This is a genomic window from Sphingomonas sp. GW821-FHT12D09 (assembly GCF_058807215.1).
Genome location: NZ_JBXAQL010000003.1, coordinates 98,965 through 110,854, shown reverse-complemented (window position 1 = coordinate 110,854; position 11,890 = coordinate 98,965). Strand labels below are relative to the sequence as shown.

10 protein-coding genes are annotated in these 11,890 nt (G+C 66.5%); 2 read left to right on the top strand and 8 right to left on the bottom strand.

Annotated features, from left to right (window positions below; genetic code table 11):
- The first annotated feature begins 42 nt into the window (after positions 1 to 42).
- Complete coding sequence (locus AC1RPL_RS14120; protein ID WP_493069947.1) at positions 43 to 708, top strand: YoaK family protein; 666 nt, start codon at positions 43 to 45, stop codon at positions 706 to 708.
- Between the two features lie 68 nt (positions 709 to 776).
- On the opposite strand, the gene AC1RPL_RS14115 is transcribed toward AC1RPL_RS14120, so the two are convergent.
- From AC1RPL_RS14115 to AC1RPL_RS14080, 8 genes are all read right to left on the bottom strand, one after another.
- Positions 777 to 2,114 carry a serine hydrolase gene (locus AC1RPL_RS14115; protein WP_493069946.1) on the bottom strand — a complete coding sequence of 446 codons (1,338 nt, stop codon included), beginning with the start codon at positions 2,112 to 2,114 and terminating at the stop codon, positions 777 to 779.
- Between the two features lie 174 nt (positions 2,115 to 2,288).
- Positions 2,289 to 3,683, bottom strand: a complete 1,395-nt coding sequence (lpdA, locus tag AC1RPL_RS14110) for a dihydrolipoyl dehydrogenase (RefSeq protein WP_493069945.1) — start codon at positions 3,681 to 3,683, stop codon at positions 2,289 to 2,291.
- 131 nt (positions 3,684 to 3,814) lie between these two features.
- A complete protein-coding gene (odhB, locus tag AC1RPL_RS14105) occupies positions 3,815 to 5,026 on the bottom strand; it encodes a 2-oxoglutarate dehydrogenase complex dihydrolipoyllysine-residue succinyltransferase (RefSeq protein WP_493069944.1) in 1,212 nt (403 codons plus the stop codon).
- 27 nt (positions 5,027 to 5,053) lie between these two features.
- Positions 5,054 to 7,990, bottom strand: a complete 2,937-nt coding sequence (locus tag AC1RPL_RS14100) for a 2-oxoglutarate dehydrogenase E1 component (protein WP_493069943.1) — start codon at positions 7,988 to 7,990, stop codon at positions 5,054 to 5,056.
- Positions 7,991 to 8,095: 105 nt separating this feature from the next.
- Positions 8,096 to 8,980, bottom strand: a complete 885-nt coding sequence (gene sucD, locus AC1RPL_RS14095; protein WP_493069942.1) for a succinate--CoA ligase subunit alpha — start codon at positions 8,978 to 8,980, stop codon at positions 8,096 to 8,098.
- Between the two features lie 4 nt (positions 8,981 to 8,984).
- A complete protein-coding gene (locus tag AC1RPL_RS14090; RefSeq protein ID WP_493069941.1) occupies positions 8,985 to 9,572 on the bottom strand; it encodes a hypothetical protein in 588 nt (195 codons plus the stop codon).
- Between the two features lie 110 nt (positions 9,573 to 9,682).
- Positions 9,683 to 10,645, bottom strand: coding sequence for a malate dehydrogenase (gene mdh, locus AC1RPL_RS14085; protein ID WP_493069940.1), 963 nt, complete (start codon positions 10,643 to 10,645; stop codon positions 9,683 to 9,685).
- Between the two features lie 189 nt (positions 10,646 to 10,834).
- Entirely contained in the window at positions 10,835 to 11,374 is a 540-nt protein-coding gene (locus tag AC1RPL_RS14080) for a winged helix-turn-helix transcriptional regulator (protein WP_493069939.1), read from the bottom strand.
- A gap of 61 nt (positions 11,375 to 11,435) precedes the next feature.
- On the opposite strand from AC1RPL_RS14080, the gene AC1RPL_RS14075 reads away from it, so the two are divergent.
- Positions 11,436 to 11,843 (top strand): VOC family protein, encoded by a 408-nt coding sequence (locus AC1RPL_RS14075; RefSeq protein ID WP_493069938.1) that lies wholly within the window; start codon positions 11,436 to 11,438, stop codon positions 11,841 to 11,843.
- Positions 11,844 to 11,890: the final 47 nt, after the last annotated feature.

Genomic DNA, 11,890 nt, shown 5'->3' with positions numbered 1-11,890 from the left:
ACGGCTTGCTGTCAAACGCGCATCCGGGGCATGAGGGCGGCCATGCAGCGTACCGAGTCCCCGCTTGTCGTCATCGCCATCTGCCTCGCCGCGCTTGCCGGCTTCGTCGATGCGCTCGCCTTCACCAGCCTGGGCGGCTTCTTCGCCTCGTTCATGAGCGGCAACACAACGCGCCTGGCGGTGGGTATCGGCGGCGACCTGGCCGGCGATGCCGCGGTGGCGGGCGCGCTGGTGATGAGCTTCGTCAGCGGCGTGATCCTCGCCACGGTGGTGACGCGCTGGCGCCAGGCGCGCTTCCGCGAAAGCATCATGCTGGTGGTGACGGCCCTGCTCGTCACCGCCGCGACGCTGGCCAGCCTGGCGCCCGGCCCGATCGTGCTGATCTTCCTGGCGATGGCGATGGGCTGCGAGAATGGCATCCTCCACCGCGAAGGCGAAGTGAGCGTCGGCGTCACCTACATGACCGGATCGCTGGTCAAGATGGGGCAGCGGCTCGCCGAGGCGCTGATGGGCGACGGCGATCGCTGGGCCTGGACGCGCTATCTGTTGCTGTGGCTCGGCTTCGTCGCCGGCGCGGTGATGGGCGCGGCGAGCCATATCCGCTGGGGCTGGACGGCACTGTGGCTGGCGCCGATCGCCAGCGCGGTGCTGACGCTCGCGCTGGTGCGTATCCGGCCGAAGCTGAGCGGGCCCTGGGCGGTTAACTAGGTCCGGTCCCCTCCCTTGCGGGGAGGGGAGCAAGAAAACGCGGATATTCGGGTGAATGCCGACGCCTCTTACAGCTTCCTCACCGCCTTCTGGTCGCGGCCATTCTGGTGCATCACCGCGCCGGTGACCTTGCCGGCGGCATCGCGGGTGAAGTCGATCTGGGCATCGACCGTGCGGAAGAAGAAGCGGTCCTGGGCTTCCGGGAACAAGTCGAGCGGGGATTGGCGGGTGGCCTGGGCGATCAGCCGGTCGCTCTCGGCGCGGATGGTGAAACCGAAGGTCGGGCTGACCTCGTACGTGCCTTCATAGGATTTGAGCGTGGCGGGGGCGAGCTTCACGGCCTGGCGCTCGCTGGGCAGGGTGACGGTGCCACCACGCGCCAGCGTCAGCATCGCATGGCCCAGCTTGCTGGCGCTGCCGCCATTGATATTGGCGAGCACCACCACCGTGATCTTGCGATCGGGATCATAGCCGAGCCAGGTGTTGAACCCGTCGATGCCGCCGCTGTGCGAGATCGTGGTCACGCCGTCCTTGACCACCGCACCGACGCCGAGCGCGTAATTGTCTTTGTACGGCGTCCGCATCGCCACGAGCGATTCGGACTTGAGCAGCTTGCCGCCGAACAGCCCGGTCTCCCATTTCAGCAGGTCGTGGGTGGTCGAATAGAGTGCGCCGGCGCCCTGCGGGATCGACATGTCGATATAGTCGGCATTGACCGCCGCGCCGGGGGCGGGGCTGTAGCCAGAGGCGCGGTGCGGGATAATTTTCGCATGGCTGTCATAGCCGCTGTCGGCCATGCCGAGCGGCTTGAACAGGTTCTCCGTGACGAAGGCGGCATAGGACTGGCCGCTCGCCTTCTCGACGATCGCGGTGAGCAGGACATAGCCCGAGTTGGAATATTTGAACTGCTCGCCCGGCGTGAAATCGAGCGGCTTGTCGCTGAAGCGGGCGATCAGCTCGGGCAAGGTCGCGGGCAGCGTCTTGCGCTTCTCATAATCGTCCTGCGCGGTGAAGTTGGGCACGCCCGCGCTATGGGTTAGCAGGTGGAAGACAGTCACCTTGTCCCAGGCGGCGGGCGCATCCGGGAGATAGGTCTTCACCGGCGCATCGAGGCGGAGCTTGCCGCGTTCCTGGAGCAGCAGGATCGAGGCGGCGGTGAACTGCTTAGTCAGCGAACCGAGGCGGAATTTGGTCTCGCCGTCGTTCGGGATCTTCCATTCGAGATTGGCCGAGCCATAGCCCTTGTCGAACAGGATCCTGTCGTTCTGCGCGACGAGCACGGCGCCCATGAAGGCGCCGGTATCGGCTTCGGCGCTGGCGACCTTGTCCATGCGGGCCGCGTCCTGGGCGAAGGCAGGCGTAACGAAGGCGGTAGCGGCGAGCAGGCCGAGGATGATGTGGCGCATGGTTGATTCCCTTTGTGTGTTAGTTGACTAACACGCAAAGGGAAGGGGACGCAAGTATCGGGCGGGGAAGCGGCGCGGCAAAGCCGCGCCGTCGGTCGGCGCGAATAGCGCCGCCGGCCGGCCGAGCCTGGTTCGCGAGCGATTAGCTTGCGCTAATCGCGTCGCCGGCTCGGCTCAGACGTGGATCGGTTTGCCCAACACGGCCATCGCCGCTTCCTTGATCGCTTCCGAATGGGTCGGATGGGCGTGGCAGGTATAGGCGATGTCTTCCGAAGTCGCGCCGAACTCCATCGCCTGGGCGACCTGGGCGATCATCGTGCCGGCGACCGAAGTGATGATCCAGGTGCCGAGCACGCGATCGGTCTTGGCGTCGGCGATCACCTTCACCCAGCCGACCGTGTCGTCGATCGCCTTGGCGCGGCTGTTGCCAGCCATCGGGAACTTGCCGACCTTGATCTCGCCGCGCTCCCTGGCCTGCTCCTCGGTCAGGCCGACGCCGGCGATCTCGGGATGGGTGTAGACTACGCTCGGGATGACATCGTGGTTCACGATGCCGGTCAGGCCGGCGATGTTCTCGGCGACCGCAATGCCTTCATCCTCGGCCTTGTGCGCGAGCATCGGGCCCGGGATCACGTCGCCGATCGCCCAGACGCCGTCGACCTTGGTGCGGAAGCTATGGTCGGTCTCGATCTGGCCGCGCTGGTTCGTCGCCAAGCCGATCTTGTCGAGGCCGAGGCCCTCGGTGTTCGGGCGGCGGCCGATCGAGACCAGCACTGCATCGGCTTCGAGCGTTTCGGCAGCGCCACCGGCTGCCGGCTCGACCGTGACGGTCGCCTTGCCGCCATTGACGGTCACGCCGGTCACCTTGGTGGAGAGCTTGATCTCCATGCCCTGCTTCTTGAAGATCTTGGCGGCTTCCTTGCGGACTTCGCCGTCCATGCCCGGGAGAAGCTGGTCGAGGAACTCGACCACGGTGACCTTGGCGCCGAGGCGCTGCCAGACCGAGCCGAGCTCGAGGCCGATCACGCCGCCGCCGATCACGATCATGTGCTCGGGCACCTTCTCCAGCGCGATCGCGCCGGTCGAATCGACGACGACCTTCTGGTCGATCTCGACGCCCGGAAGCGGGGTGACCGACGAGCCGGTGGCGATGACGATATTCTTGGCGGTGACTGTGCGATCGCCGACCTGGACGGTGTGCGCGTCGATGAAGGTACCGAGGCCCTTCACCCATTCGACCTTGTTCTTCTTGAACAGGAAGGCGATGCCGCCGGTGAGGCCGGTGACGGCCTTGTCCTTGTCGGCCATCATCGTCGGCAGGTCGAGCTCGACCGAGCCGAGCTTGATGCCGTGCTTGGCGAGGACGCCGTTCTTGGCCTCGTCGAACTTCTCCGACGCGTTGAGCAGCGCCTTGGACGGGATGCAGCCCACGTTGAGGCAGGTGCCGCCCAGCGTCTCGCGGCTCTCGACGCAACCGGTGCGCAGGCCCAGCTGCGCCGCGCGGATCGCCGCGACATAGCCGCCGGGGCCCGAACCGATCACCAGGACGTCGAAATCATAGTCGGCCATGTTCTCTTCCTCGTACCCCGGCGAAAGCCCGGGCCCAGTTACGAGACGATAGGTGGTACGCGTCTCGCGTCGTTACAAACTACGCCGCAACTGGCCCCCGGCTTTCGCCGGGGAACAGTCGGGTGTTCAAATCAAAGGTCGATCAGCAGGCGGGTTGGATCCTCGATCGCGTTCTTGAGCGCAACGAGGAAGGTCACCGCCTCGCGGCCGTCGATCAGGCGGTGGTCGTAGCTGAGCGCGAGGTACATCATCGGGCGGACGACGACCTGGCCGTCGCGGACCACCGGGCGATCCTCGATGCGGTGCAGGCCGAGCACGGCCGACTGGGGCGGGTTGATGATCGGGGTCGACATCAGTGAACCGAACACGCCGCCGTTCGAGATGGTGAAGGTGCCGCCCTTCATCTCGTCCATCTTGAGCGTGCCGTCCTTGGCGCGCTTGCCGAAGTCGCCGATCGTCTTCTCGATGCCGGCGACGCTCAGCGTCTCCGCGTCGCGGATCACCGGGACGACCAGGCCCTGCGGGGCCGAGACGGCGACCGAGATGTCGCAATAATCGTGATAGACGATCTCATCGCCTTCGATCGAGCCGTTGACGCCCGGGATGTCCTTGAGCGCCATGCAGGCGGCCTTCACGAAGAAGCCCATGAAGCCCAGGCGGACGCCGTGCTTCTTCTCGAACAGGTCCTTGTACTTGGCGCGCGCCTCGATCACCGCGGTCATGTCCACGTCGTTGAACGTGGTGAGCATCGCGGCGGTGTTCTGCGCTTCCTTGAGGCGCTTGGCGACGGTCTGGCGCAGGCGAGTCATCTTGACGCGCTCTTCCTTGCGGCCGCTGGCCGACGGTGCCGGAGCGGCGGCGGCGGGCGCCGGGGTGGCGGCCGGTACGGGCTTGTTGCTCGCCGCGGTCATCACGTCGTCCTTGGTCAGGCGGCCGTCCTTGCCGGTGCCCTGAACCGAGGTGGGATCGACGCCGGTCTCGAGCACGGCGCGGCGCACCGACGGCGAGAGCGCGGCGGCTTCGCCGCCGGCGGCGGGTACCGGAGCGGCTGCAGGGGCAGGGGCGGGCGCCGCAGCAGGGGCCGGGCTCGGCGCGGCAGCAGCGCCACCGCCTTCGCTCACCACGGCGATCACTGCGCCAACTTCGACCGTGTCACCCACCTTGACGAGCTGGTCGCCCATCACGCCGGCAACCGGGCTGCCGACTTCGACCGAGACCTTGTCGGTCTCGAGGCTGGCGATCGGCTCGTCGAGCTGGACGGGGTCGCCGGGGTTCTTCAGCCATTCGCCGAGCGTGGCTTCGGTGATCGACTCGCCCAGTACCGGGACTTTAACGTCTGCCATTGTCTTTCCTCGTTCCCTGGGAGGGTGTCAGTTCTTGCGGGTCCGGCGAATTTCTTCGCGGACATTGTGACCGAGCGCGTCGGCGACGAGCGCCCCCTGCTCGGCCTGGTGGCGCTTCATCAGGCCGGTGGCGACCGCCGCGGCCGGCGCGCGGCCGGCATAGCGGGCGCGCTGGATCTTCGAGCCGGCTTCCTTGAGGCTCGCCTCGATGAACGGCTCGACAAATGTCCAGTAGCCGTTGTTCTTCGGCTCTTCCTGGGCCCAGACGATTTCCTCGACATTGGTCATGCGCGCGACGCGCGCAGCCAGTGCGTCGCCCGGGAAGGGATAGAGCTGTTCGATGCGGACGATCGCGGTGTTCTTGTCGCCCGCCGCGTCGCGCGCCTCGATCAGGTCATAGGCGACCTTGCCCGAGCAGAGCACGAGACGCTTCACGTCCTTGTCCGCCGGCGCCGACGGATCCGAGAGGATGCGCATGAAGTGGCTGTCGCCGAGGAAGTCCTCGGCCTTGCTCACTGCCATCTTGTGGCGGAGCAGCGACTTCGGCGTCATCTGCACTAGCGGCTTGCGGAAGTTGCGGTGCATCTGGCGGCGCAGCAGGTGGAAATAATTCGCCGGCGTCGTGATGTTGACGACCTGCATGTTGTCTTCCGCGCAGAGCTGGAGATAGCGCTCGGGGCGCGCCGAGCTGTGCTCGGGACCCTGGCCCTCATAGCCGTGCGGCAGCAGCATCACCAGGCCGTTGGCGCGCAGCCACTTGGCCTCGCCCGCCGCGATGAACTGGTCGATCATGATCTGCGCGCCATTGGCGAAGTCGCCGAATTGCGCTTCCCACAGCACCAGCGTCTTCGGATCGGCGAGCGCATAGCCGTACTCGAAACCGAGCACGCCATATTCGCTGAGCGGCGAATCCAGCACCTCGAACGTCCCGTGCGGGATCGTCGTGAGCGGGATGTAGCGATGCTCGTCGCGCTGATCGACCCAGACGGCGTGGCGCTGGCTGAACGTGCCGCGGCCCGAATCCTGGCCCGACAGGCGCACGCCATAGCCTTCCGACAGCAGCGCGCCGAAGGCCAGGGCCTCGCCGGTCGCCCAGTCGAAATTCTCGCCGCGGGTGAACATCGCACGCTTCGCATCGAGCACGCGGCCCAGCGTCTTGTGGATCTCCAGGTCGGCGGGGACTTCGGTCAGCGTGCGGCCGAGGCTGTCGAACAGCTTCTTCTCGATGCCGGTATCGACCGAACGGCGCGCATTCTCGGAGTCGGCCGGGGCCGACAGGCCCGACCAGCGGCCGCCGAACCAGTCGGCCTTGTTGGGGAGGTACGACTTGCCGGCCTCGAACTCGCCTTCGAGCAGCAGGTTGAACTGCTTGATGCGCTCGTCGACGAAGCCCTGGTCGATCGTGCCCTCGGCGATGAGGCGCTTCGAATAGACCTGGCTCACCGGCGGATGCTGGCGGATCGCCTTGTACATCAGCGGCTGGGTGAACGAGGGCTCGTCGCCCTCGTTGTGGCCGAAGCGGCGATAGCACCACATGTCGATCACGACGTCGCGCTTGAAGGTCTGGCGGAACTCGATCGCCATCTTGCAGGCGAAGGTCACCGCTTCGGGATCGTCGCCATTGACGTGGAAGATTGGCGCCTGGACGCCCTTGGCGACGTCCGACGGATAGGGCGAGGAGCGCGCGAATTGCGGGCTCGTCGTGAAGCCGATTTGGTTGTTGATAATGAAGTGCAGGCAGCCGCCGGTATTGTAGCCGCGGATGCCCGAGAAGCCGAGGCATTCCCAGACGATGCCCTGGCCGGCGAATGCCGCGTCGCCGTGGAGCAGCACGGGCAGCGAGCCGGTGTGCTTGTCCAGGTCGCCGGCGATCGTCTGGATCGCACGCGTCTTGCCGAGCACGACCGGGTCGGCAGCTTCGAGGTGCGAGGGGTTGGCGACCAGCGACATATGGACGCTGATCCCGTCGAACTCGCGATCGGTGCTGGTGCCGAGATGGTACTTCACGTCGCCCGAGCCGCCGACGTCATCGGGGTTGGACGAGCCGCCCGAGAATTCGTGGAAGATCGCGCGGTACGGCTTCGACATCACGTTGGTGAGCATGTTCAGCCGGCCGCGATGCGCCATGCCGTACACGATCTCGCGCACGCCGAGCTGGCCGCCATATTTGATGATGGCTTCCATCGCCGGGATCATCGCTTCGCCGCCGTCGAGGCCGAAGCGCTTGGTGCCTACATACTTCTTGCCGCAGAACTTCTCCCATTCCTCGGCCTCGATGACCTTGGAGAGGATCGCCTTCTTGCCATCGGCGGTGAACTGGATGGCCTTGTCCTTGCCCTCCATCCGGTCCTGAAGGAAGCGGCGCTCCTCGACGTCGGCGATGTGCATGTACTCAAGGCCGACATTGCCGCAATAATTGGCGCGCAGGATGTCGACGAGCTCGCGGATCGTCGCCTTTTCGAGGCCGAGCGCGCCGCCGAGATATACCGGGCGGTCGAGATCGGCGCCGGTGAAGCCGTGATATTCTGGCGTCATGTCCGCCGGCAGGTCCTGGCGGGCTAGGCCGAGCGGATCGAGCGTGGCGGCGAGGTGGCCGCGCACCCGGTAGGTGCGGATCAGCAGCATCGCGCGGATCGAATCGCCGGCGGCGCGGGCGATGTCGGCTTCCGACGCGGCCGGGCCGGCCGGCTTGGGCGCAGGCGCGGCGCCGCCCTTGGCGGGCTTGGGCGCCGGCTCCATCTGGGTCGGGTCGAGCCCGGCGGTGAGGGCATCCGTTTCGGCGAGCGGCCAGCGCGGGTTCGCCCAGCTGGGGCCCGAGGCGGTGTTCTCCAGCCCCTCGAACCAGGCGCGCCAGCCCGGCTCGATACCCGTCGGATCCGCCTTGTAGCGGCGGTACAAAGTCTCGACGAAGGCGGGGCTCACGCCGCCGGCGATGTCGTCGAAGTCCAGGCCCTCATAGCCCATGGTCAATTCCTCAATCGTCTCCCCGGCGAAAGCCGGGGTCTCAGGCCGCCAGCGCGCGGCCCGTGGCACGCAATCCCGGCCTGAGCCGGGATAACGCCCTAGTTGTTAACCCTTGAGCACTTCCACAAGGGTCGAGCCGAGCTCGGACGGGCTGGCCGCGACGCGGATGCCTGCCTCTTCCATCTTGGCGATCTTGCTCTCGGCATCGCCCTTGCCGCCCGACACGATCGCGCCGGCATGGCCCATGCGGCGGCCCGGAGGCGCCGTGCGGCCCGCGATGAAGCCGGCCATCGGCTTCTTGCGGCCACGCTTGGCCTCGTCGATCAGGAACTGCGCGGCTTCCTCTTCGGCCGAGCCGCCGATCTCGCCGATCATGATGATCGACTTGGTCGCCTCGTCGGCGAGGAACAACTCGAGCACGTCGATGAAGTTGGTGCCGTTGACGGGATCGCCACCGATGCCGACGGCCGTGGTCTGGCCGAGGCCCGCATTGGTGGTCTGGAACACCGCCTCATAGGTCAGCGTGCCCGAGCGCGAGACGACGCCCACCGAGCCCGGCGAGAAGATCGAGCCCGGCATGATGCCGATCTTGCACTGGTTCGGAGTCAGCACGCCGGGGCAGTTCGGGCCGATCAGGCGCGACTTGGAGCCCGACAGCGCGCGCTTCACCTTGACCATGTCGAGCACCGGAATGCCCTCGGTGATGCAGACGATCAGCGGGATCTCGGCATCGATCGCCTCAAGGATCGAGTCCGCGGCGAAGGGCGGCGGCACGTAGATCACGGAGGCGTCGGCGCCGGTCTTCGACTTGGCTTCGGCAACGGTGTCGAACACGGGCAGGCCGATATGCTCGGTGCCGCCCTTGCCGGGGGTCACGCCGCCGACCATCTGCGTCCCATAGGCGAGCGCCTGCTGGGTGTGGAAGGTGCCGGTCTCACCAGTCATCCCTTGCGTGATGACCTTGGTGTTCTTGTCGATGAGGATGCTCATGTGTTCACTGGGCTCCGGGGGATTTCGGATCGGGATTGGGCGCGAGAATGCGCAGCGCGACCCAGCCGCCATAAGTGGCTGCGGTCATCTGCGAACCTTCGCGGGCGGAAGTTGCGACCGACGCGCCGACCGCTGAGGCGGTGGGGCGGGCAGTCATCGGCACGCTTTCCTCGTTCGGCAGAACGAGCTTGCGGGCCAGGGGATAATCATCGTCGGACAAAGCGAGCCACAGCACGATGCAGCTGTCGGAGATCGTGCTCTTGCCGATTTCGGCGCCGGGCACGAGCAGGTAGAGCTGGCCGCCGCCGATCCGGTACATGGTGTTGAGCACGGTAGCGGGGTCGGGAGCCGGAAGCTTCTCGGCCTCCGCGCGCGAGCTGGTGGTCGCGGCGCCGAGCGCGCGGCGGGCGCTCTGGGGCAAGGTGGCGTAGGTCACCGCCTCTGCGGTCTTCTTGCTCAGCCGCACGGCACCGTTGACGCAGGCGGCCTGGAACAGCGGCACCGGCTCGGCCGGCGCGGTGGGCGTGGCTTCCTGCGCGGCGGCGGGAAGGGCGGCGCAAAGGCCGAGAAGGACTAACGCGATCCGCTTCATCTCATTCCCCCAGCCATTGTCGTTCGAGCAACCCTCGCGGCGCAGTTTCAGCCGCGGCCCCTTGTGGGGCCACGGCCGAACCCAGCAGCGCGAGCGCGCGCCGTGCCATCTCAGTTGAGCGAGCCGTCGATCGCCTTGCAGGCTACGAGCAGTTCCTTGACCGCATCGACCGAGACCGTGAGGTTGGCCTTGGCTTCGTCGGTCAGGTTGATCTCGATGATCTTCTCGACGCCGTCCTTGCCGATGATGATCGGCACGCCGACGTACAGGTCGTCGATGCCATACTGGCCGGTGAGGTGCGCCGCGGCCGGAAGGACGCGCTTCTTGTCGTAGATATAGCTCTCGGCCATCGCGATCGCCGAAGTGGCGGGGGCGTAGAAGGCCGAGCCGGTCTTGAGCAGGGCAACGATCTCGCCGCCGCCCGAACGGGTGCGCTGGACGATCGCGTCGATGCGCTCCTTGGTCGAGAAGCCCATCGCGATCAGATCGCTGACCGGGATGCCCGAGACGGTCGAATATTCGAGGACGGGGACCATGGTGTCGCCGTGGCCGCCGAGCACGAAGCTGTTCACGTCCTTGACCGAGACCTGGAACTCGTCGGCGAGGAAGTGGCTGAAGCGGGCCGAGTCGAGCACGCCGGCCATGCCCACCACCTTGGTGTGCGGCAGGCCGGAGAATTCGCGCAATGCCCAGACCATCGCGTCGAGCGGGTTGGTGATGCAGATCACGAACGCGTCGGGCGCGTTGGCGGCGATGCCCTCGCCGACGGCCTTCATGACCTTGAGGTTGATGCCGAGCAGGTCGTCGCGGCTCATGCCCGGCTTGCGGGCGATGCCGGCGGTGACGATGATCACATCGGCGCCTGCGATATCGGCATAGTCGTTGGTGCCAGTGATCTTGGCGTCGAAGCCTTCGACCGGGGCGCACTGGCTAAGGTCGAGCGCCTTGCCCTGGGGCACGCCTTCGACGACGTCGAACAGGACGATGTCGCCAAGGCCCTTGAGTGCTGCGAGGTGCGCGAGCGTACCGCCGATATTGCCGGCGCCAATCAGCGCGATCTTCTTGCGGGCCATGGAAACTCCCTATGGGTCTGGTTCAACCGCCGACACACAGACGCGCGTACCGGCGCGCCGGTGAAAGCGGTGGCGGCTTAGGCCCATAATAGGAGAGTCGCAACCCATGAAAAAGCGCGGGTTCCGATTATCTTTGCAACTAATTCGCAAGTGCAATAATGGGTTGGAAGGCACCCCTTGGGAGGGGCATCAACTGGCCAATGCGCCTGCCAGTTCCCTGCCCTTGCCGGTGAGCGCGTAGAGCGGCATCGGCGGATAGCGGTCCTCCAGCCTGCGCTGCACCAATGCCTCGTCGATCACTGCCTTTAGGCTAGTCGAGAGCGCGCGCGGGGTGACCGGGGCGAGCCGCGCCTGGATCTCGCCGAAGCGCGTCCAGTCGGGCCCCAGCCCTGCAACCAGCGGCAGTGACCAGCGCGGCAGGTCGCCGGTGGCGAGCTTGAGCCGTGTCCGCACCGTCTCGATCCGCTCGCACAATGTGCCGACAGGGCGGCCGGCTTCGCTCAGGAGGTATTCGGGGCGCAGCGGGTGGCCATGGCCAGGATTGGGCATGATCCAGCCGCAGTCCTTCAGATGCACGAGGCACCGCGTCAGGCTGTTGTGCGACAGGTCGAGCGCCCGCGCGATCACTGCGAAGCGCGATCCCTGCTCGCGGCTGAGCAGTGCCAGCACCGGGATCGCCCAGCGATTGGCCTCGAGCAGGCGGAGCAGTCGCGGCGGGGAAGGGGGCATTGACTCAAGCATCAAATCCATACCAACTATATAAATGGAACCATAGAGTCGGAGAATCGATATGGCAACACTTGCTGCACCCTCCCAGGCAACTGCACTCGGCTATGATGGCGGGCTGACCTGCGCGATCAACGTCACCGATCTGGATGCCGGCATCGCCTGGTATCGCGACGTGTTGGGCATGAACCTGCTCTACCGGCTGGACGAAATCGCCTGGTGCGAGTTCGATAGCCCGGTCGCCCGGGTGACGATCGGGCTGGCGCAGGTGGAGAGCGTGCCCCAGGGCGGTGGCGCCACGCTCACGTTCGGCGTGGTGGACCTGGATGCGGCCAAGGCAGCGCTCGATGCGGCGGGGGTGCGGCAGGACGGGCCGATGCAGGAGATCCCGGCGATGGTGCGGCTGCTCACCTTCTACGACCCGGACGGCAATGCGCTGATGCTCTACCAGGACCTTGCGCAAAAGGACTGAGGCGCACGCTGACCCGCTGTTAACCGCCATCGTGCGAGACGGGCGCG